The organism is Glutamicibacter soli, from assembly GCF_003309065.1.
GTDB lineage: Bacteria > Actinomycetota > Actinomycetes > Actinomycetales > Micrococcaceae > Glutamicibacter > Glutamicibacter soli.
The window spans coordinates 155,545-175,789 of the sequence record NZ_POAF01000004.1; the positions used below are offsets into that span (position 1 = coordinate 155,545).

Sequence of the window (20,245 nt, forward strand, 5' to 3'; positions counted from 1 at the left end):
TCCAGAGCCCACTTCGATGTTTATGTTTCGTTCAAGTCCAAAGAATCTTCGAATTCCCGGAGTTCATCAAAGGCGCGGCGTCGGTCTTTCAATCGTTTTTCTTGAAAAGCCCGGATATCTTTGCGGGCGAAGCGCGAATGGGACCCCACCTTGTGGAACTCGATCTCGCCTTGTGCCGCTAGTTTCAGAAGCGTTGGGCGTGACATGCCCAGCATCTTGGCTGCTTCAACGCTGGTTAGATCTTGAGTAATTTGAGAGATGGAAATCGACTGTCCCGATGCAGCCATCCGAAGGATTTGCTGCAACAATTTTCCCAAGTCACTGGGAATGACGATTTCTTCGCCGGAAGTAGACTCAATACGAATCTTCAAGTTTTTTAGGTCAACTTTGTCGAGGCGACGTTCAACCTCTGCAGCTTCTTCATGCTGGGAAGAAGTCACGTCGAGGACTTGGAGGTTTTGGGTGGTGGCACGTGAGCTCACTACTCTCTCCTTTCACTTATTTTAACTATGCACCATAAGTGAAATAAGTGCAATGCCTGCGAAGTGGTTCTTGGGGCTTTCATGACCCGTGTCTGCTGAGTTCGAAGCAAGTGCTGGAATCTACGGCTCATCACCCGAAGGACAAACCGAGCGAGCTAAGCTGGAGACTGCCCGGCAGATCCCGCCGGCAGCAGCACTTGATGACAACCGATCTCGAAAGAAGTGAGCATCCAGTCATGGCACAAGCCGCGGCAATGGCACACATTGCAGATTTGGCCGAATACGTAGCGACCTCCCCGTCGAGTTACCATGCAGCCGCGAGCGCGGCGAAGCGGCTGGATGCCGCCGGGTTCACGGCGCTGGACGAAGCCGAGGCATGGGCCCTCGGGGCCGGCTCCTACTATGTGGTGCGCGACGGCGCGGTCATCGCCTGGGTGCAGCCCGAGGGCGCCACCGCCACCTCCGGCTTTCGCATCCTCGGCGCGCACACCGACTCGCCGGGCTTCAAGCTGAAGCCGAAGCCCACTACCGGATCCAATGGGTGGTGGCAGGCAGGGGTCGAGGTCTACGGCGGACCGCTGCTGAACTCGTGGCTGGACCGCGAGCTGGTGCTCGCCGGCCGTCTGGTGCTGCGCGACGGTTCGGTGCATCTGGCGCAGACCGAGCCGCTGCTGCGCATCCCGCAGCTGGCCATCCATCTGGACCGTCAGGTCAACGACGGGCTGACCCTGGACCGCCAGGCCCACACCAACCCGATTTTCGGGGCCGGGGACCTGGCTGACGCGGACATCCTGGCCGTGCTGGCCGCCTCGGCCGGCGTGGATCCGTCGCAGATCGCTGGCTACGACGTGCTGACCGCCCCGGCGCAGCGCGGTGAGGTCTTCGGCGAAGGCAAGAACTTCTTCGCTTCCTCGCGCCTGGACAACCTGTCCTCGGTGCACGCGGGCCTGGTTGCGCTGACCGACTACGCACGCAAGCCCGAGGGCCATCGCATCGCCATGCTGGCGGCCTTCGACCACGAGGAACTGGGTTCCGAGTCGCGTTCGGGCGCCAGCGGCCCCTTCCTTGAGGAACTGCTGCAGCGCATCCAGGCTTCGTTCGGTGCCACGGTGGAAGACACCGCCCGCGCGCTGGCCAACTCCGTGTGCCTGTCGGCCGATGCCGGCCACGCCGTGCACCCCAACTACGCAGAGCGCCACGACCCTGCGAACCGACCTCAGGTCAACGCCGGTCCGCTGCTGAAGATCAACGCCAACCAGCGGTACGCCACCGATGCCGTGGGCGCCGCCGCCTTCGCCGGCTGGTGCGATACTGCCGGGGTGCCCTACCAGGAGTTCGTCTCCAACAACCGGGTTCCCTGCGGATCGACCATCGGCCCGCTGACCGCGACCCGCATCGGCATCCGCACCGTGGACGTGGGCGTGGCGTTGCTGTCCATGCACTCGGCCCGCGAGATGTGCGGCGTCGACGACCCGTGGTACCTGTCGAAGGTGGCCCGCGTCTTCTTCGGGGAGTAGCCGCCCAAAAGGCCGCGACCGGAGCCTCCGTTGGAGGACATCCGGTCGCGGCCTTCGAATTTAACGCATATGCCGTATCAGGCATATGAAATTCGCGCGGAGTGCCACCATGCCGAGCAGCTTCCAGGAAAACCCGGCCATAGGTCTTCCGAAGCCGAAAATACGCGGTGACGTGACATTGTCGGGTAGCTGTCGGGAGAAAGTCGTGGTGCTGTCGTGTCCTTCATGGCTAGTGTGAACTGCATGAACGAATCACGAATATCGGAAATTCGCCGCACCGTGGGATGGACGCAGGAACGCCTCGCGACCGAAAGCGGAGTCACCGTTAGAACAGTCCAACGTCTGGAAGCTGGCCAGGATGCCAGCATGGATACGCTGTCGAGAATCGCCGGCGCACTGCAAGTGCCGGTGGGAGATTTATTTGCCCGGGTGGAAACACCGCAGTTCCAAGCCTCGGTCGATGGGCTGGAATACCGCGTTGCGCAGCAACAGGAAAAGCGTGACTCGTACACCAAGGGCGTGGTGCTGGTCTATCGGGGTTTGGGGATCGCTGTCCTCTTTGCCACGCTCATCCTCGCCCTCACCATGGATTGGGGATGGTACATATGGCTGGCGATCCCGGTGTACTGGGGCGTCGGACGGCTGCTGCTCGAAGCATTGTTCCGGCTGGCACTGGATCCGAAACTGGATGAACGGTATCCGCTGTCCAAGGCCGACCGCGGCATCCTGGGATGAGCCCACGCGCTGGGCCGGGGCCGCAGGTGCCGGTGGCATAATCGCAGGCATGACGATCTTCGAACCTGACGTGCTGGTCATCCAGCAGACCAAGAACCTCATGAAGAACGATTTCTCCATCATGGACGGCGAGGGCGTGCAGGTAGCCCACGTGGAGACCGGAGGGAGCGCACTGGGACGCATGTTCGCCGGGTCCCGGCAATTGACGGTGTTCGATGGACCGGACAACCCGGTACTCCAGGTGAAGGACACCATGAGCGTGGGGCGCGACCGCATGGAGATCATGGACGGCCAGGGCAACCAGATCGCGACCCTTGTCAAGCGGATCACCTTCTTCAAGACCAAGGTCACCGTGAATTTCCAGGGCGAAGAGATCGACCTGGATGGAAATCTCTGGGACTTCGAATTCCAGATCAGCGCCCGCGGCCAGGTCATCGCCACCGTTTCGCGCAGCTGGTCGGGCCTGGGCAACGCGCTGATCGGCAAGTCCACCTACGCGGTGCGGCTCGCACCGAACCTCAGCCCGGGGCACCGCCTGATGACCGTCGGCGCGGTGCTGGCCTTGGACCTGATCCGGGAGAAGCAGTCCCGCGGTTAGGCGATGCTCCTGGAGACCAGCGAATCTACGATGTACTCGGCGATGGCCAGGGAGCTGGTGGCGCCGGGAGACGGCGCATTGCGGATATGCGTGGCATGATCGCGGTAGTCGATGGCGAAGTCGTCCAGCAGCTTGCCGTCGGCGTCCATGGCCTGCGCCCGGATGCCGCGGGTGAGGCGGGTCGCCTTGGCTCCTTCCAGCGACGGAACGTACTTCGCAGCTTCCCTGAGGAAAAACTGTTCCGAGACCACGGTGCGGATCTCGCGGACAGCCGTGGGCAAGTTCCGCGACGCGAACTTCCAGAAACCAGGGTTGGCCATGACCTCCCCGAGATCCTTGAAATCCAGTCCCAGGCCGTGGTACTTCTCCCGCGACAGGGAGAGGAAGGCATTGGGTCCGACCATCATCTGGCCATCCACGCGCTTGGTCAGGTGGACGCCGAGGAAAGGGTATTTCGGATCCGGGACCGGATAGACGAGCCCGTTGAGGATGGTGCGGTAGCTTTCCTCCAACTGGAAATACTGGCCGAAAAACGGCACAACACTGGGCTGGGCGTTGGCCCCGGAACCGCGGGCCAGCCGGTCGGACTGGGATCCTGCGCACACGATGACGTGGTCTGCAAGGAACTGCCCGGTGCTGGTATGAAGGCGCACCCCGGTGGCTAGTTCCTCGATACGCTCGACGGCGCAGCCGAAACGCACTTCTCCGCCTGCCAGCCGCACTTCGTCGAGCAGGGCTTCGGTCACCGCGGCATAGCTGATGATCGCCGTACCTGGGGAGTGCAGGGCCATCCGCCCCACCGCGTTGGGTTCGATGTCTTTGATGCCATCCGGACCGAGCATCCCCACCCCGGGAACACCGTTGGCTTGCGCCCGTTCGAAGATGTTCTTCAGCCGCTGTTCCTCGTCGGCTTCCAGCGCCACCACCAATTTGCCGCATTGCTCATAGGGAAGAGACCTGGCCTGGGCAAGGTCTTGGAGCAGTTCAACGCCGCGTCGGCACAGCTTGGCCTTGAGGCCTCCCGGCTCGTAGTAGAGCCCGGCGTGGACTACCCCGGAGTTGTGCCCCGTCTGGTGCCCGGCTGCCGCCTGTTCCTTCTCCACGACGGTGACGCTCGATCCGGGATATCTGGCCAGCAGCTCCCGGGCCACCGCGGCGCCGATGATCCCGGCACCTACCACTGCAAACGACTTGGCTTGGGGCATTGCGGGTCCTAACGTCGGGCAGCGCGGAAGATCACGGGAACATCTGGAAACGCTACCGATGAACGGCTTGCGAAACAATTGAATTACGCCAGCCTTTTCAGTCATTTCAGACGCGCAGTTTCTGCGCCCGTTGATTGGCGCTCACCGGATGTTTACCCGGGGCTGATTCGATCAAGCACTATGAGTTCGTTTGCCGCCCCGATCAGAAACTTCCGGCCCGAAATCCAGGCGTTGCGCGCACTGGCGGTCCTGCTGGTGGTGGTCTACCATCTGGAACCGCGGATCCTGCCCGGCGGGTATATCGGGGTGGATATTTTCCTTGTCATCTCCGGGTTCCTCATCACTTCCCATCTGCTCCGCGAAGCCGACCGCACCGGCCGCATCGACCTGCTGTCCTTTTACGCCGGGCGGGTGCGGCGAATCCTGCCTGCGGCGCTGCTGGTGATCGTGGTGGTCGTGGCGGGAACGCTGCTGCTCCTGCCCAGCACCTTGTGGGAATCGCTCGGCATCCAGGCCGTAGCCTCCGCCCTGTCGGTGCAGAACTGGGTGCTGGCCGCGTCGTCGGTGGACTATCTCGCAGCCGAGGAAGCCCCGAGCGCGCTGCAGCACTTCTGGTCTCTGGGTGTGGAGGAGCAGTTCTATCTTTTCTGGCCGCTGCTGGTGGTGGCCGCCTTTGCCGGACCGCTTCGCCGCTGGAGAACCAGCGCCTTGTGGATCGGTTTCTCGGCCACCGCGCTGGCTTCGCTGGCCTATTCGGCCTATTTGGGTTTCTCAGGTGATCCCAGCGGATATTTTGTCACCACCACCCGGGTCTGGGAACTGGCGGCTGGCGGTCTGCTGGCCCTGGTTGCCGCACAGCGGGCGCAAACCGGACGGCGGATTCTGGAAGGAATTCCCGCCGTGCTGCGCAATGTCCTGGTGCTTTTTGCGCTGGCCGCGCTGGCCGGCGCGGCATTCACATACAGCGGGGATATCGTTTTCCCCGGTGTTGCCGCCCTGGTCCCGGTCCTCTCCACGGTGCTGATCATCGCCGCGGAGCGCACCGAAGGACTGCTGTCGCTGCACCCGGTGGTGGACAGCGGACCGATCCAGTGGGTCGGCGCAGTGTCCTATTCCCTGTACCTGTGGCACTGGCCGTTGATCGTCTTTGCCGCGCAGCTTACCGGCGGTGATCCCGGCCCGCTGGAATCCGTGGGCCTGCTTGCCCTGTCGCTGCTTTTGGCGCAGCTCAGCTTCCGCTATGTCGAGAATCCGGTGCGCCGCTGGCCGACCTTGTCGCGCGGAGCCGGCCGCACCGTGCTGGCCGGGGCAGCTGCCGTAGGTCTTGTCGCGACGCTGGGATTCGTCCCGCAGCAGGCGCAGTCCGCCCTCGCTGAGAAGCAGAACAAGCAGGCGGCCGAACTGACCAGCAACCCGCCTCCCGGTTTCGGCGCCGCCTCGCTGGCGCAGGGCATGCCGGCCTATCTGGGCGAGAACCGTCAGATTGTTCCCACGCTCAGCGAAGCCAGCGGTGATTTTCCGCAGCTCGGGGACTGCGTGCAAAAACCCCAGTCCACGCAGGCCAAGGAATGCGAATTCGGCAACCCGTCAGCAAAGACCACCATTGCGCTGGTCGGCGATTCGCACGCCACGCACTGGTACCAGGCCGTGCAGGCGCTGGCTGATGCCAACGACTGGAAGCTGGTTACCTATCTGAAGGACTCCTGCCCGTTCTCCAAGGCGCAGCGCACAGCGGAAGCCGACGGGTCGATTTCCTGCAGCGAGGCGAACAGGGAAACCGCGCGGCGTTTGGCCGAGCGCGGCGACATCGACGTGGTGCTGACTGCCAATTGGGCCGAACCGTCCTACACTTCGGACGCTGCACGGGGATTTGCCGAGGCCTGGTCAGAGCTCGAAGATGCGGGGATTGACGTCATCTCGCTGGTGGACACACCCCGTCCGGCGCTCAAAGGCTACGCCAGGGACTGCCTGGCCGAGAATCCCGAGAATCCCCAACGGTGCGTCACCCCGCGGGACAAGGCCCTGCCGCCGGGGGATGTCACCGGAGAAGCAGGGAAGCTGGAGCCGCGTGTGCAGGTCCTGGATCTCACCGATCAATTCTGCACCGAGGAAACCTGCCCGTCGCTCGTGGGCAACGTTCTGGTGTACCGGGACAAGCACCATGTCTCAGACACCTACATGCGCACCCTTGCCCCGGACTTCATCAACCGGATCCAACCGCTGATCGACCGCGACCTGGAGGGCTAATACAGGTACGGGTCGCGAGCGCGGAGCGCATTTCATGATCTGCGACACCTTGACTACTACAAGGCGGGCACCCTCGGGTAAGCTTGGAAGGTCTGTGCTACCGCACGCCCGAAACTTGGGTGTGTCCGGCTCAGGCAACGCAAGAACCTCCTGTTGCGGAAAGGCCGCGACCGTTTAGCCCAAAGGAGGTGGGTTCACATGCGTGCTTATGAACTTATGGTCCTCATCGATCCAGAGGTCGATGACCGCACCGTAGAGCCAACCATCGAGAAGTACCTCGAGGTTGTTCGCTCCCACGGTGGCACCATCGACAAGGTTGATGTCTGGGGTCGTCGCAAGATGGCTTACGAGATCAAGAAGAAGGCAGAAGCCACCTACATCGTGGTGAACTACACCGCAGATCCAGCTACTTCGGCTGAGCTTGAGCGTCAGCTCAAGATCAACGAACTGATCCTGCGCCACAAGGTCACCCGTCCGGAAGAGGCTCGCGTTTAATTACGCAAGTACTTCCGTCGTAGGACAAACGTTCAAACTTTTCTAAGGAGAGTCAATGGCAGGCGAGACTGTTATTACCGTTATCGGAAACCTGACCGCCGATCCGGAGCTGCGTTTCACGCCGTCCGGCTCAGCCGTAGCGAACTTCACGATCGCTTCGACTCCTCGCACCTTTGACCGCCAGACCAATGAATGGAAGGACGGGGAAGCCCTGTTCTTGCGTGCATCGGTATGGCGCGAGGCTGCAGAGAACGTTGCAGAAACGCTGACCAAGGGCATGCGCGTCATCGCCCAGGGTCGTTTGCGCTCGCGTTCTTACGACACCAAGGAAGGCGAACGTCGCACCGTTATGGAGCTCGAGGTCGATGAAATCGGCCCGTCGCTCCGCTTTGCGTCCGCCAAGGTAACCCGCACCCAGCGCTCCGGCGGTGGCGGCGGCGGATTTGGCGGTGGAGGCTTCTCCAACGCACCACAGCAAAATGCACCACAGCAGCCGCAGCAACAGCAGCCGCAGCAGGGTGGTGGCTGGAACGCTCCAGCCAACGACCCGTGGAGCACTGGCGGAAACAACGGTGGCGGCTGGGGCAACCCGGGCAACGACGAACCGCCTTTCTAACCACTATTTATTCACCATCCCGCAGAATAATCTGCGGGCTCCCAAACTAAAGGAGCTCCACGATGGCTAAGGCTGAAATCCGTAAGCCCAAACCAAAGTCCAACCCCTTGAAGGCCGCTGACATCACCGTCATCGACTACAAGGACACCGCATTGCTGCGCAAGTTCATCTCCGATCGCGGTAAGATCCGCGCTCGTCGTGTGACCGGCGTTTCCGTGCAGGAACAGCGCAAGATCGCACAGGCAATCAAGAACGCACGTGAAGTTGCCCTGCTGCCTTACTCCGGCGCTGGCCGAGGCTAAGGAAGAAGGGATAGCAAAATGGCAAAGATCATTCTGACTCACGAAGTATCCGGTCTCGGTGCTGCTGGCGATATTGTCGAGGTAAAGAACGGCTACGCCCGTAACTACCTGCTGCCACGCGGTTTCGCAATCGTTTGGACCCAGGGTGGTGAGAAGCAGGTTGATTCCATCAAGGCTGCTCGCGCTGCTCGCGCCGTTGCAAACCTTGAGGAAGCTCAGGCTCTTGCAGCATCGCTGAAGTCCCAGCCGGTCAAGGTTACCGTCAAGGCTGGCGCCAACGGCCGCCTGTTCGGCACCGTGAAGACCGCAGACATTGCTGCTGCTGTTGCAAACGCTGGTCTGGGCAAGATCGACAAGCGCAACATTGAGGTCAGCGACCACATCAAGTCGACTGGCAACTACACCGCAACCGTTCGCGTTCACGAGGACGTTGTTGCAAACCTGCGCCTGCAGGTTGTTGCTGCTGCAAAGAAGTAAGTCCTCCAGACCTGCTTCCTGTCCGACGGGTGGGGCACTCTCCGCGAGGGGAGCGCGCCACCCGTTGGCGTTTAATCAAAGCACTCCGAAAGAACGGCAGGGGCTCCCTCTCGTTAAGATATGGGTGTGGAACAACAGGATGAAAACAGCGCATTGTCGCGTGAACGGTGGGAACTGGATTCCTGCCCGGTGGATATCATTGCCATCGGATCCCAAGTGGTTTACGGCACGGTCGGCCTGAGCGCTTCGGTGCCGGTGTTGACGGAGCGCGGCCTGAAGGTCGCGGCGCTGCCCACCGCCATGCTCAGCAACCTGCCGCACTACCCGCAGGTGCACGCCGCCGACCTGTCGGGCCCATGGGTTGCGGACGCGCTGCATGACCTCACCGCGCTCGGCATCGCAGATGAGGTCTCCACCGTCTACACCGGGTACTTCGCCGGCCCGGCCCAGGTGGTCGCCGTAGCCAGCTGGCTTCGCATGCTGCTCGAACGCCGCCCGCAGCTGCGCGTCGTCGTCGATCCCACGCTTGGGGATTACGACGTGGGCGCCTACACCGATCCCGAGGTCGCCGCTGCCCTGCGCAAGGAGCTGCTCCCGCTGGCTACCGGGATCGTTCCCAACCTCTTTGAACTGCAGCACCTGCTTGAAAGCCCCCCGGCGCGCGAGCAACCCGTCGACCAGATCATCAAGGACGCGCGCCGTCTGCTGTCCGGACGTTGCCAATGGGTGGTTGCCAGCGGCTTGGAGGGGCAGGATAGGCAGCACGGCGAGGATCTCGTCGTGACAGCAGATGAGGCCGCCGGCATCGGCTACGAGCGCCTGGACGTGCGTGTCAAGGGAACCGGGGACGTCATGGCCGCCTCGATCGTGGCAGGGCTGCACCAAGGTCTGGGCATCGCCGACGCCGTGGAACAAGCCGGATCCGCAGTACGCCGACGGCTCGAAGCGCGCCGAATCGGCCGTATTTAGAAACACGACGGACATCACGGACCATCCTGCCCAGCTGCCGAAGCGAGCAACCGATGGTTCCTCCCGTGGCCTTGTTGATAGTTCGCGTGCATCGAGAAAGCCGAATCTCTTGTGTACCGTTCTCCCCGAATGATCGAAAATCTGGCTAAGGAATCCCAGAAGAGGCGTGCCAGATTTCCCAAGGATTGCGACGGATATACCTAGCTGGCGCAGCTTCGCGAAGTGGCAGGTTTGAGCACCAAGGATCTCGTCGGAAGCCCTAAGGTCAGCGCCGACCGGGTCAAGAAACTTGAATCAGGAGATCTGGACCGCGTCCAGCTGGCAACCCTGCCTCGGCATGCGGAGGCCATCGGCTGCCGCTTGGAGTTGCGCTACGTCGCCGAAGGCACCCCACGCGGCATTCAACTAAGCGGCTGGTTCGGATGCATCCCAGCGCTGGGACATCTCACGGAGCTGGGCGAGCCAATTGGCACCTGAACAACTAAAAAAACATTGCCTGGGCTCCGGATCGCCAATCATCCGGAGCCCAGGCAATGTGAATGCACTGGTCTTTCAAGAGGAATCTAGTGTGCGGTGCTTGAGCCGCCTGTTGCGTGGCGCATTTCCATGGCCGGGGCCAAGGCCATCAAGCCCGCTGCGATGCCAACGGCACCGCAAATCCATGACACCCATGTGCTCATGGCGTAGCTGGTGAACTGTCCCATCCACGGCGAGGCAAAAAGCAGTGCACCGGAAATGGCAAGTGCCCATTCCATCGAAACGAGACGCGGCATCGCAACGCTCCACACTGCGGTGACGACCATCAGCAAACCGAAGACCATCATCAGCGTCATGGATGTTGTCGTTCCATTGAGCCAGATAGATGCGATTGCGGCATACAGACCTGCCGCGACACCGACCCAGTCTTGCCACCGAGTCCATTTCTTCATTTGAATCCGACCTCCAACATGAATTTTCAGAGGGCCCCCGACGGGAGTCACCTTAAATGTAGGAGCGACCCCATGACGGGTCAACGGCAATTCGGGGACAAAACGGTAACAGCCAGATTTCCTTAGGAATTTGGCGATTTTCGCACCAAGCGAGCGTCTCGAAGCTCCGGAACTCGGACGTGGCGACGTTCATGGGCCCATGCCCACACCGGTTCGGCACGCAGTGTACTGCCGTGCCGAACCAGGTGAAGGGGAGCCGGTCCTAGACGACCTGCATGGTCGTCAGACAGGTGGCGTCCTCGGACTCTGCCGTGGAGATGGACTGCGTCGAGGTTTTGCCGCCGGCGGTGATCGTCAGTTCACCGGTGACTCCGCTGGGCAGCCAGAGACCGACGAAGCCGTTGTCATTGGTTGCCAGCTGCTTGCCGTCCAGGACCTTCGTGCCATCGTTTGTCGTGAAATCGACGATGACGTCAGCATTCTGCAGCTCCCCGAGGCAGGTGGTGAGACTGTGGAAGTGGCAGTCGTGGGTCTGGCTCTCGTAGGGAGCGACGGAAAGGTAGAATTTGTCCGCAGGCAGCTGCATGGCGGCCTGGCGACCGGCTTCGTCGCTGAGCACCAGCTGCCCGGGGCGGACCGAGGCCATCAGATTGGCCGGGCGTTCGGCAACCGGTAGCTGCTCCAGCTGGTCGATGATCTGCGCCGCGTTCAATCCCTGCAGGCCGAACCGTTCAAGCAGTTCGACTGAATCTGCGGTAGATTCGGCGTCGGACTGGGATGCCGGAGCAGGTGCTGGGGCCGGTGCCTGCGAGCAGCCGCTGAGCACCATGGCAAGCATGGCCAACGGAGCGGCGAGCCGCACCGCTTGGCGGCTCCAGGCGCTTGGTTTTTCGGTGGAGTTCATTGCTTCCTTCGGGCTTAGTGTGCGGAAAGCAGATCATTCATCTGCTCAATTTCTGCGGTTTGGGTGTCGACGATGCGCTGGGCCATGTCCTTGGCTTGGGCGAAACGTCCTTCTGAGAGCTCTTGTTCTGCCATCTCAACGGCACCTTCGTGGTGGGTGATCATCTGCTCCAGATACAGCGTGGTGCCTTCCTCTGTCGTGGCCTGGCGCAGCTTCTCCAGATTCTCGTCGCTGACCATTCCGTCATCCTCGCCCATCGAATGGGGCTGGTTCGACGGGACGTTCCACTGTTCCTGCCAGGTTCGCAGAGTCTGGATTTCTGGGCCCTGAGCCTCCTTGATGTCCTGCGCCAGCTGCTGGATTTCCGGGGCCAGTCCCTGCTTTGACAGCAGGATGTCGCTCATCTCAATGGCCTGTTCATGGTGTATCACCATCATCGAAGCGAACATTTCGTCGGCCTCGTTCTGCGCGACGTTCACGGATTCGTTCGAAGGCGGGGCGGCACTCATGTCGTGGGTTGAATGCTCCGCCGGGTCGTTTGGTTCTGGCGCGGAACAGCCTGCCAGGGCCAGCGCAGCCGCCGCCCCGAGGGCGCTGAGAGTCAGAGGGGTGGACTTCATGGAAGATCTCCTGTGTTGTTGTCGAGGGCGCGCAAAACGCGCCGGATTACCGGGAGGCGGCCAGGGAATCGGCGAAACGCTTCCGGCCGCCACCGGTCATCACGTGCGACTAATACACAGGCTGATTAGGCTCGGCGCGCGCAGCACGCTCCAGTTTGCCCGGGAACATCGCGGCCCGGCCCGCGACGGGGAGACCCGGCGGACCAGTACGCTGCCGCGGCGCGGCAAGAGCAGGAAAAAGAGGATGAACGCGAGGACGCATCCGGCGGCGGCCGCCTGTGCGCCCTGCTCATCGCAGTCGGTGCAGGCCAGCGCGTTCGGCTGGCCGACAAGATGCTGGGTTCCCGTGGCGACGAGTCCCGATCCCGGCGCCAGGGGTCCTGCCGCGTGCCCGTGGGCGCTCTGGGCGGGAGCCGCGGCGCCAGTACCGGCCGCATGCTCGTTGTGCAGGTTCATCCCGTGCATCAAGAGCAGGCCGAGAATCAGCAGCAGGGAGAGAAGCACTGCGCGCGGCAACAGGACCAGCGCCGCAGTGAGGCGGTGCCGGGGTGCGGCGGCTCGTGCTGTAGTCATCACTACCCAACCTAGCCACCGAGCCTGTCAATGGACTTAGAACGAGGTTGAAACTGCACCGCGCACGGTGTTCGGGAGAATACTAGTCGCACGCGGTGAATTTCCGGCGACCGGTCACCGCAAACTCTGGACAGGTCAGCGCTTTGCCCCTGCTTTATTCGGCATTGGGCCTAGAAGCTGGCCCCGGACGGTCGAAAGCGACACTAGAGTAGTAGGTTGAGATACTCGTTACAGACGTGGATCACAAAGAAGTGAGAAAGGGCTATTTTGCACCAGCGTATCCACCATCGCGCCTTCACCGAACGACTGATGAGCGCAGAACAGGCTGCCACTTTCGTTAAGCCGGGCATGACCGTGGCCATGAGCGGCTTCACCGGCGCCGGCTACCCGAAAGCCGTGCCAGGCGCTTTGGCAAAGCTCATCGGCGACGAGCATGACGCCGGCCGAGACTTCAAAATCAACGTTCTGACCGGTGCCTCCACCGCTCCGGAACTGGACGGCGTACTGGCCAAGGCCGAGGGCATGAACCTCCGCCTGCCGTACATGTCCGACCCGGAGCTCCGCCGCCGTATCAACGAGGGCAACATGGAGTACATGGACATCCACCTGTCCCATGTCGCCCAGCACGCTTGGTTCGGCTTCTACGGCAAGATCGACCTGGCCATCGTCGAGGTTGTCGGCGTCACCGCCGAGGGCGACCTGATTCCTTCCTCCTCCGTGGGCAACAACAAGACCTGGCTGGAAATGGCCGACAAGGTCATCATCGAGGTCAACTCCCAGCAGTCCGCCGCCATGGACGGCATGCACGACGTCTACTACGGCACCGCCCTGCCTCCGCACCGCAAGCCGATCGACCTTACCACCGTGCGCGACCGCATCGGCCAGAAGTACCTGAACGTCGACGTGAACAAGATCGTCGCCGTCGTGGAGACCGACGCCCCGGACCGCCTGAGCCCGTTCGCCCCGGTCGACGCCACCAGCGAGAAGATCGCAGACCACCTGCTGGGCTTCCTGGACTACGAGATCCGCGCCGGCCGGCTGAGCGAGAAGCTGCTGCCACTGCAGTCAGGCGTGGGCAACATCGCCAACGCCGTGCTCGCGGGCCTGGCCCGCGGCGGTTACAAGGGCCTGACCGCCTACACCGAGGTCATCCAGGACGGCATGCTCCAGCTGATCAAGGACGGTACCATCGAGTTCGCCTCCGCCACCAGCTTCTCGCTGTCCGAGGCAGGCATCGCCGAGTTCAACAAGAACGTCGACCACTACCGCGACCGCATCCTGCTGCGCGCCCAGGAGATCTCCAACCACCCGGAGATCATCCGCCGCTTGGGCTGCATCGCCCTGAACGGCATGATCGAAGCCGACATCTACGGCAACGTGAACTCCACCAACGTGCTCGGCTCGCACGTCATGAACGGCATCGGCGGTTCGGGCGACTTCGCCCGCAACGGCTACCTGTCGGTATTCATGTCCCCGTCCACCGCCAAGGACGGCAAGATCTCGGGCATCGTCCCGTTCGCCTCCCACGTGGACCACACCGAGCACGACACCATGATCCTGATTACCGAGCAGGGCCTGGCGGACCTGCGCGGCCTGTCGCCGAAGCAGCGTGCCCAGATGATCATCGACAATTGCGCGCATCCGGACTACCGTCCGCTGCTGCAGGACTACTTCGACCGCGCCCGCAAGGAAAGCTACGGCAAGCACACGCCGCACCTGCTGGGCGAGGCATTGTCCTGGCACGAGCGCTTCCGCACCACCGGGGACATGCGCCCAGCGCAGTAGCGCCCGAGGTCATATCGGCGGCCGGCACTTCCCCTGACGGGGCGGTGCCGGCCGTCGGCGTTTGCAGGGTGGAAGCCCGCTATCCGGTCCCTGACGGCGGGAGGGAGATCAGCCGGTCGTCTTGCGGGCCCGGGTCGCCGCGCCCGTCGGTGTTGTTGGTCAGCACCAGCAGCCGCCCATCCGGCCCCGGGACCACGTCGCGCAGCCTGCCCAGCTCGTTGACCAGCAGCTCCCGCTGCTTTTCCGGGTCGTCCAGCTGCACCGCGCGCAGCCGCTGCCCGCGCAGGTTGGCCAGGTAGAGCACGGAATCGATGATCGCGATGCCGCTGGGGCTGGCCTGGTCGGTGCTCCACTGGGCGACGGGGTCGGTGAACTCCCCGGTGCCGCCGGTGCCTTCCACTTCCGGCCAGCCGTAGTTGCCGCCTGCGGTGATCTTGTTCAGCTCGTCCCAGGTGTTCTGCCCGAATTCGCTGGCGTACATGGCGCCGTCGGCGTCCCAGGCCAGCCCCTGCACGTTGCGGTGGCCGTAGCTGTACACGTAGGAATCCGGGAACGGGTTGTCCGCCGGAACGCCTCCCTCCGCGTCCATCCGCAGGATCTTGCCGCCCAAGCTGCCCAGATCCTGCGCGCTCGCCGGCCGCGCCGCATCCCCGACGCTGGCGTAGAGCATGCCGTCCGGTCCGAAGGCCAGCCGCCCGCCGTTGTGGTTGGAGGCTGAAGGCAGCCCGTCCAGCAGCGTCCTGGGCTCGGACAGCGAATAGCTTCCTACCGCCCCGGCCAGCGTGAAACGCTGGATCCGGTTGCCGTTCGGGCCGGTGGAATACGCGTAGAGCCGGTCCGGGGTCTTGAAGGCCAGGCCCAGCAGCCCGCCCTCGCCGCCGAAGTCCACATCGGGCAGCCGGCCGACCTCGCGCACGGCGCCTGAATCGAGGATCTCCAGGACGCGCCCGGAGTCCCGTTCACTGACCAGTAGCGCATCCCCGGCATCCGCCACCGACCACGGAGCGTTGAGATTCGAGGCCAGCGTTTGGAAGCTTGCGCCCTGGGTGTTTTCCGCCCCGGAGGGCGAGCCGCTGGTGGGTGCATCGCTGGTGGGAACGGGGCCGGCCGGCGCCGGGTTGTTGGGAGTCGAGCAGGAGGCCAGCGCCAGCGCCCCGGCCGCTAGCAGCCCCAGGGCGCGCAGGGAAAGCGTGGAACGCGTGCGGTGCGCCGGTGCGCCCTTCCTGGCCACCTGGACCTCCTCTCAGCCGCCGGGGGCGGCTAGCCGTGCCGGGTCGGGCGGTAGGTGAATTCCTGGATGCTGCCATCCAGCAGCCGGGAGTCGACAAGCTCCAGGTCGTAGTCGTCCACCCCGGCGAACACCGGCGAAGCGCCGTTGCGGCCGGTGAGCACCGGGAACACGGTGACCTGGATGAAGTCCACCAGGCCGGCGGCCAGCAGCGAGTGGTTCATCGCCAGAGAACCGTGGGAACGCAGCGGCACCGCGGATTCGGCCTTGAGCCGGGCCACCACGCACAGCGCGTCCTCGCGTTCGAGCACCGCGTCGGGCCAGTCCAACGGCTCGGACAGGGTGGTGGAGATGACCGTGGCGGGCTGCTCGTGCATGGCGATGCCCCAGGGGTCCTCGACTTCCGGGTTGTCCGCGATCTCGTTCCAGAAGCGCTCGAAGAGCCGGAAGGTGTTGGCGCCGTAGACCATGCGGCAGGCCGGGGTGTAGAGCTGCAGCCGGCGCTCGAGCAGCTCGGGGCCCTGCTTGCCCCAGTAGCCGCCCCAGTCGCCGCCGGCGCTGCCGAAGCCGTCCAGGGAGCTGAAGACGTCGAAGGTATAGGTTGCGGGCATCGCGGACCTTCCGGCCGGTAGGCTATGCGGTGCGCCAACTCTACGCCGTTGCGGTGCGCCGCGGAACCCCGCCGGGGCTTATCCGGCGGCCTCTTCCAGCGCCTGCGCGCGCAGCACGTTCTTCTGCACCTTGCCGGTGGAGGTGCGCGGCAGATCCTGCGGGAACACGATGGTGCGCGGCACCTTGTATCCGGCCAGGCGCTCACGGGCGAAACTGATCAGCCCCTCGGCATCCAGCTGCGAGCCGCTGGCGCGGATCACGTAGGCCACCGGGCGTTCACCCCACTTTTCGTCCTGCACGCCGACCACCGCCAGATCCAGCACCTCGGGGTGTGCGGCCAGCGCCTGCTCGACCTCGATGGTGGAGATGTTCTCCCCGCCGGAGATGATGATGTCCTTGGCGCGGTCGCGGACCTGGATGTAGCCGTCGGGGTGCATCACGCCCAGGTCCCCGGTGTGGAACCAGCCGCCGGCGAAGGCCTGCTCGGTGGCCTGCGGGTCGCGGTAGTAGCCGATCATCACGTTGTTGCCGCGCAGCACGATTTCTCCCATGCTTTCCCCGTCGGCGGGCACGTCGTTCATGTCCAGGTCCACCACGCGCGCGGATTCGGCGGTGATCATGCCGACGCCCTGGCGGGAGAGCCGCTCGGCGCGCTCGGCCGGCGCCAATTCGTCCCAGGCGTCCTGGTATTCGCAGATGGTGTACGGGCCGTAGACCTCGGTCAGCCCGTAGACGTGCACCACCTCGATGCCCAGCTTCTGCAGCTTGGAGATGATGGCAGGCGAGGGCGGGGCCCCGGCGGTGGTGATGCGCAGCGGCTCGGCCAGCTCGTGGGCGCGTTCGGCGTCGGCGATGATCGAGCAGACGGTCGGGGCGCCGCACAGGTGGGTGGTGCCCAGGTTCTCGATGGCGTCCCACACCGAGTCCTCGCGCACCGCGCGCAGGCACAGATGGGTGCCGCCGGCGGCGGTGACCGCCCACGGGGTGCACCAGCCGTTGCAGTGGAACATCGGCAGGGTCCACAGGTAGCGGGTGGCGGAGTTCATGCCCTGGTGCATGGCCTCGCCCAGCGAGTTCAGGTAGCTGCCGCGGTGCGAATAGAGCACGCCCTTGGGTTTGCCGGTGGTGCCGGAGGTGTAGTTCAGCGTGATCGGCGCGCGCTCGTCCTCGACGGAATAGGGCAGCTTCACTTCGCTGGCCTCCGCCAGCAGCTCGTCGAGCACCGCGTCCACCGCCACGTCGGGGCGCCGCCCGGTGAACTGGTCGTCGGTGAGCTCGATCAGCGCCTGCAGCGTGGGGTTCTCGGCGCGCAGCATCTTGGTGTTGCCCAGCAGCTCGGTGTCGGCGAAGAGCAGCTTCGCCTCGGAGTGGTCCATGATGTACTGCAGCTCGTGGGCGGACAGCCGGGTGTTCAGGGCGATCAGCACGCCCCCGGCCAACGGCACGGCATAGTGCGCCATGAGCATCTCAGGGGTGTTGGGGGCCAGCACGGCCACGCGGTCGCCGGGGGTGATGCGCTCGCGGATGACCTGGGCGAAACGATGGATCCGGGCTTCGAGTTCCGCGTAGGTGTAGCTGCGGGTACCGTGCAGGACTGCCTGCTTGGACGGGTAGACCTCGGCGGAGCGCTCCAGGAAGCGCAGCGGGGTCAGCTCGGAGTGGTTAGCGTGAGTCATGGCCATGGGGGTGACGTCCTTTGATCTCTGTACCTGTCACGTAGCACCGCCCGCGATCCTGTGAGCTGGCGCACGTCCAACAAATATCGTGGCATGAAACGCAGGTTCAATTCAAGAAACGTAGTTTCATGTCGGTAAGCGGAGGCAATGCCGCGCCGAACGCACCACCGCGCTCTGGGCGCTATGGAAGCAATGCCGCGCCGAAAAACAAGTCTTTTCCTGCGCATGAATGCGTGTCATCCTCTATGAATGACACCTGCCCGCCCTCCGGCCGCTCCGAGCCTTCAGGCAGCGCTTGGCGCCGGCGTGGATCCGCTGGGTTACGCCCGCCAGCTGCTGCCGCTGCACCGCAGCTGGTCCGAAGGAGCGCGCATCCAGCGCGAAGTTCGCCCGGTCATCGCGCGCTCCTGGGAGCGGGCGCAGGGCCGCGGCGGCGAATCCCGCCCGTTGCCGAGCGGCGAGCTGGCAGCGCGCCAACGGGAGAATAATGAGCTGTCGATCCTCGGCGAGCTGCTGAGCGACCGGCTGCTGCCGATGGCGGGTCAGGCAGAGAACCAGCTGGTCATCGCCGACGGCGAGGGCTACATCCTCACGGTGCTCGGACCCCGCGCGGTGCGCAGGCAGAGCGATGGGATCGGATTCGTGGCTGGCGCGCGCTGGCGTGAAGCGGATGTCGGGACCAACGGCATCGGCACCGCCATGGCCGAGCGGATTCCCGTGCAGGTTTTCGGCCCGGAGCACGCCCGCGAGGAACAGCATGCCTGGGTGTGCACCTCGGCGCCGATCGTCAGCCCGGCTACCGGAATGCTCACTGCCACCGTCACACTAGCCGGTTCATTCCGCACTGCGCACCCGCACACCCTCGCGTTGGTGTCCGCGACCGCCCGCGAGGCGGAGGGTGAGCTGCTGCGCGTGCACCAGTTGAAGCTGAACGAACTGCGCGACGCAGTGGACCAGCCGGCCGATAACTACGTGCTGGTTGACGAGCAGTACGCGGTAGCTGCCAGCCGTGGTTTCGACTGCCCGGTGCGGCTTTCGGCGATCGGCGGATTGCACGAGGGAAGCGTCTGGGTGCGCGGGCTGGGCGCCATGCACGCGGCACCGGTGCCGGGCGGATGGATGTTGCGCCCCATCGCCGAGCAAACCGTCTTGGAATTGTGTCCCAGCCCGATGCCGCGCGCGGTGATCTGGGTGGGATCAGAGCGTACCGAGGTGCCGCTGAACTCCCGGCATTGGCGGATCCTGCAGCTTCTGGCCCGCCGGGAGCAGGGGGTGGATGCGGCCGGGTTGCGCCAGCTCTGGCAGGAACCGGTAACCCCGGTAACCGTGCGTGCCGAGGTCTCGCGGCTGCGGGCCAAGCTCGGCGGGATCATCGCCGCGCGCCCTTACCGGCTGACCGTTCCAGTGGTTTTACCTGGTTGAGAAGAAGTTGGGATCGTACCTGCCAGCCGCGGCCGCGATCGGATGGGTGGTCGCTTCAGGCGCGGGAGAGCCGGTTCCGACCGGCTCGCAAGTCGGCCAACGAAACTGCTGGCTATCTGGGCATGGGCCGCAACCGGGGGAACAAGATGTCTACCTGTTGGCGTTCGCAGCGGTTGATAGTGACGCGTTCCGTCTTATCGGCAACGGGTAGCAAGCAGCTACGGTGTTTTGAGGCCGCATCGCGGCGCGCGTTGGGTCCTGAGGGCGAACGCCGCGGAGCGTGGATCCGTCGTCGGCTCGGGGGCTGGTCACAGGGTTTCGCAATCATGGAAGACATTTGGTTGCAGCAGAAATCGGCGTATTTTTCCTTAGACTGCTAGGGGATCGCTTGCTTATAGGATGGTGCTGGGTAAATCCTGAAATCCTTGACCTATACCCATTGCCGAGGAGTAGGGTCGAAGGGACTTGCTATCTAGTGAACAATCCTGAAACTTATGACAAATAGACCTCGTAAAGACATCCATCTTTCCCTTACTGGCGACCAATATGACGATCTGACTAGTGCCTTAGAAACACAGAGGAACAGCTTTGAGCAGTTCGCTACCGACGCGAATAACGGATTTGGGTATCTTGATACCGCGTATTGGACTCAGCGGGTTACCGAGGTGCAACAATTGCTTGATACAGTTCGCCGGCTGGCCCTGGGGGCGAATCCGGAGGTCGTGAGGCACGAGGCGCAAGAAAACGCGACCAAGCACGCGAGTCCGGATTCCGGGACCGAGATCGGCCCGCAAGGCTAGAGGCTAAGGACGGTGGCGGGGAATACTTACCGCCAGCCAGCCTGCAAAGCTGC

Annotated in this window: 21 protein-coding genes; 12 read left to right on the forward strand and 9 right to left on the reverse strand. The window is 63.7% G+C overall.

What is annotated here, in order from left to right; translation table 11 throughout:
• Positions 1-20: 20 nt before the first annotated feature.
• Entirely contained in the window at positions 21-482 is a 462-nt protein-coding gene (locus C1H84_RS09835) for a helix-turn-helix domain-containing protein (RefSeq protein ID WP_113607308.1), read from the reverse strand.
• 254 nt (positions 483-736) lie between these two features.
• Between C1H84_RS09835 and C1H84_RS09840 the strand changes: the two genes are divergently transcribed.
• From C1H84_RS09840 to C1H84_RS18265, 3 genes are all read left to right on the forward strand, one after another.
• Complete coding sequence (locus tag C1H84_RS09840; protein ID WP_244910873.1) at positions 737-1,999, forward strand: M18 family aminopeptidase; 1,263 nt, start codon at positions 737-739, stop codon at positions 1,997-1,999.
• Between the two features lie 243 nt (positions 2,000-2,242).
• On the forward strand, positions 2,243-2,734 hold the full coding sequence (locus C1H84_RS09845) for a helix-turn-helix domain-containing protein (RefSeq protein ID WP_181728100.1): 492 nt from the start codon (positions 2,243-2,245) through the stop codon (positions 2,732-2,734).
• Positions 2,735-2,783: 49 nt separating this feature from the next.
• Positions 2,784-3,332: an LURP-one-related/scramblase family protein gene (locus C1H84_RS18265; RefSeq protein ID WP_181728101.1), complete on the forward strand. Its 549-nt coding sequence runs from the start codon at positions 2,784-2,786 to the stop codon at positions 3,330-3,332.
• On the opposite strand, the gene lhgO is transcribed toward C1H84_RS18265, so the two are convergent.
• A complete protein-coding gene (lhgO, locus tag C1H84_RS09855) occupies positions 3,329-4,537 on the reverse strand; it encodes an L-2-hydroxyglutarate oxidase (RefSeq protein ID WP_113607311.1) in 1,209 nt (402 codons plus the stop codon). The genes C1H84_RS18265 and lhgO overlap by 4 nt on opposite strands.
• A 180-nt stretch (positions 4,538-4,717) precedes the next feature.
• Here lhgO and C1H84_RS09860 point away from each other — a divergent pair, with 180 nt between their 5' ends.
• The 7 genes from C1H84_RS09860 to C1H84_RS09890 all read left to right on the forward strand — a co-directional run bounded on the left by C1H84_RS09860 (position 4,718) and on the right by C1H84_RS09890 (position 10,120).
• Positions 4,718-6,784: an acyltransferase family protein gene (locus C1H84_RS09860; protein WP_052772554.1), complete on the forward strand. Its 2,067-nt coding sequence runs from the start codon at positions 4,718-4,720 to the stop codon at positions 6,782-6,784.
• A 198-nt stretch (positions 6,785-6,982) separates the two neighbouring features.
• On the forward strand, positions 6,983-7,279 hold the full coding sequence (rpsF, locus tag C1H84_RS09865) for a 30S ribosomal protein S6 (protein WP_047120541.1): 297 nt from the start codon (positions 6,983-6,985) through the stop codon (positions 7,277-7,279).
• Between the two features lie 55 nt (positions 7,280-7,334).
• A complete protein-coding gene (locus C1H84_RS09870) occupies positions 7,335-7,895 on the forward strand; it encodes a single-stranded DNA-binding protein (protein ID WP_047120540.1) in 561 nt (186 codons plus the stop codon).
• A gap of 62 nt (positions 7,896-7,957) precedes the next feature.
• A complete protein-coding gene (gene rpsR, locus C1H84_RS09875) occupies positions 7,958-8,197 on the forward strand; it encodes a 30S ribosomal protein S18 (protein ID WP_013350683.1) in 240 nt (79 codons plus the stop codon).
• A gap of 18 nt (positions 8,198-8,215) precedes the next feature.
• The gene (rplI, locus tag C1H84_RS09880; protein ID WP_047120539.1) at positions 8,216-8,674 is read left to right on the forward strand and encodes a 50S ribosomal protein L9; all 459 of its coding nucleotides are present in this window, start codon (positions 8,216-8,218) and stop codon (positions 8,672-8,674) included.
• Between the two features lie 126 nt (positions 8,675-8,800).
• Positions 8,801-9,643, forward strand: a complete 843-nt coding sequence (locus tag C1H84_RS09885) for a bifunctional hydroxymethylpyrimidine kinase/phosphomethylpyrimidine kinase (protein WP_181728102.1) — start codon at positions 8,801-8,803, stop codon at positions 9,641-9,643.
• Between the two features lie 222 nt (positions 9,644-9,865).
• Complete coding sequence (locus C1H84_RS09890; RefSeq protein ID WP_146956016.1) at positions 9,866-10,120, forward strand: helix-turn-helix domain-containing protein; 255 nt, start codon at positions 9,866-9,868, stop codon at positions 10,118-10,120.
• A gap of 86 nt (positions 10,121-10,206) precedes the next feature.
• Here C1H84_RS09890 and C1H84_RS09895 read toward each other — a convergent pair whose 3' ends face one another.
• From C1H84_RS09895 to C1H84_RS09910, 4 genes are all read right to left on the reverse strand, one after another.
• Positions 10,207-10,572, reverse strand: a complete 366-nt coding sequence (locus tag C1H84_RS09895; protein ID WP_047120537.1) for an SPW repeat domain-containing protein — start codon at positions 10,570-10,572, stop codon at positions 10,207-10,209.
• Positions 10,573-10,834: 262 nt separating this feature from the next.
• Positions 10,835-11,476, reverse strand: coding sequence for a CueP family metal-binding protein (locus C1H84_RS09900; protein ID WP_113607314.1), 642 nt, complete (start codon positions 11,474-11,476; stop codon positions 10,835-10,837).
• Positions 11,477-11,490: 14 nt separating this feature from the next.
• Positions 11,491-12,096: a DUF305 domain-containing protein gene (locus C1H84_RS09905; RefSeq protein WP_113607315.1), complete on the reverse strand. Its 606-nt coding sequence runs from the start codon at positions 12,094-12,096 to the stop codon at positions 11,491-11,493.
• 99 nt (positions 12,097-12,195) lie between these two features.
• A complete protein-coding gene (locus tag C1H84_RS09910) occupies positions 12,196-12,669 on the reverse strand; it encodes a hypothetical protein (protein WP_113607316.1) in 474 nt (157 codons plus the stop codon).
• Between the two features lie 267 nt (positions 12,670-12,936).
• Here C1H84_RS09910 and C1H84_RS09915 point away from each other — a divergent pair, with 267 nt between their 5' ends.
• On the forward strand, positions 12,937-14,454 hold the full coding sequence (locus C1H84_RS09915; RefSeq protein WP_272926260.1) for a succinyl-CoA:acetate CoA-transferase ScpC: 1,518 nt from the start codon (positions 12,937-12,939) through the stop codon (positions 14,452-14,454).
• 79 nt (positions 14,455-14,533) lie between these two features.
• Here C1H84_RS09915 and C1H84_RS09920 read toward each other — a convergent pair whose 3' ends face one another.
• The 3 genes from C1H84_RS09920 to C1H84_RS09930 form a co-directional block, all read right to left on the reverse strand.
• Positions 14,534-15,685, reverse strand: coding sequence for a PQQ-dependent sugar dehydrogenase (locus C1H84_RS09920; protein WP_244910874.1), 1,152 nt, complete (start codon positions 15,683-15,685; stop codon positions 14,534-14,536).
• Between the two features lie 29 nt (positions 15,686-15,714).
• Positions 15,715-16,293, reverse strand: coding sequence for a dihydrofolate reductase family protein (locus tag C1H84_RS09925; protein WP_053799233.1), 579 nt, complete (start codon positions 16,291-16,293; stop codon positions 15,715-15,717).
• A gap of 78 nt (positions 16,294-16,371) precedes the next feature.
• Positions 16,372-17,976, reverse strand: a complete 1,605-nt coding sequence (locus C1H84_RS09930; protein ID WP_047120532.1) for an AMP-binding protein — start codon at positions 17,974-17,976, stop codon at positions 16,372-16,374.
• 243 nt (positions 17,977-18,219) lie between these two features.
• Between C1H84_RS09930 and C1H84_RS09935 the strand changes: the two genes are divergently transcribed.
• Positions 18,220-19,392 (forward strand): helix-turn-helix domain-containing protein, encoded by a 1,173-nt coding sequence (locus C1H84_RS09935; protein WP_047120531.1) that lies wholly within the window; start codon positions 18,220-18,222, stop codon positions 19,390-19,392.
• The last annotated feature ends 853 nt before the right edge of the window (positions 19,393-20,245 follow it).

Bases quoted from the DNA above. Each gene is read 5' to 3' on its own strand.
- rpsR (WP_013350683.1), top strand. From the start codon at position 7,958: ATGGCTAAGGCTGAAATCCGTAAGCCCAAACCAAAGTCCAACCCCTTG.
- C1H84_RS09895 (WP_047120537.1), bottom strand. From the start codon at position 10,572: ATGAAGAAATGGACTCGGTGGCAAGACTGGGTCGGTGTCGCGGCAGGT.
- C1H84_RS18265 (WP_181728101.1), top strand. From the start codon at position 2,784: ATGACGATCTTCGAACCTGACGTGCTGGTCATCCAGCAGACCAAGAAC.
- C1H84_RS09930 (WP_047120532.1), bottom strand. From the start codon at position 17,976: ATGGCCATGACTCACGCTAACCACTCCGAGCTGACCCCGCTGCGCTTC.
- rpsF (WP_047120541.1), top strand. From the start codon at position 6,983: ATGCGTGCTTATGAACTTATGGTCCTCATCGATCCAGAGGTCGATGAC.
- C1H84_RS09900 (WP_113607314.1), bottom strand. From the start codon at position 11,476: ATGAACTCCACCGAAAAACCAAGCGCCTGGAGCCGCCAAGCGGTGCGG.
- C1H84_RS09870 (WP_047120540.1), top strand. From the start codon at position 7,335: ATGGCAGGCGAGACTGTTATTACCGTTATCGGAAACCTGACCGCCGAT.
- C1H84_RS09860 (WP_052772554.1), top strand. From the start codon at position 4,718: ATGAGTTCGTTTGCCGCCCCGATCAGAAACTTCCGGCCCGAAATCCAG.
- C1H84_RS09925 (WP_053799233.1), bottom strand. From the start codon at position 16,293: ATGCCCGCAACCTATACCTTCGACGTCTTCAGCTCCCTGGACGGCTTC.
- C1H84_RS09845 (WP_181728100.1), top strand. From the start codon at position 2,243: ATGAACGAATCACGAATATCGGAAATTCGCCGCACCGTGGGATGGACG.
- rplI (WP_047120539.1), top strand. From the start codon at position 8,216: ATGGCAAAGATCATTCTGACTCACGAAGTATCCGGTCTCGGTGCTGCT.
- C1H84_RS09905 (WP_113607315.1), bottom strand. From the start codon at position 12,096: ATGAAGTCCACCCCTCTGACTCTCAGCGCCCTCGGGGCGGCGGCTGCG.
- C1H84_RS09910 (WP_113607316.1), bottom strand. From the start codon at position 12,669: ATGACTACAGCACGAGCCGCCGCACCCCGGCACCGCCTCACTGCGGCG.
- lhgO (WP_113607311.1), bottom strand. From the start codon at position 4,537: ATGCCCCAAGCCAAGTCGTTTGCAGTGGTAGGTGCCGGGATCATCGGC.
- C1H84_RS09935 (WP_047120531.1), top strand. From the start codon at position 18,220: ATGACACCTGCCCGCCCTCCGGCCGCTCCGAGCCTTCAGGCAGCGCTT.
- C1H84_RS09840 (WP_244910873.1), top strand. From the start codon at position 737: ATGGCACACATTGCAGATTTGGCCGAATACGTAGCGACCTCCCCGTCG.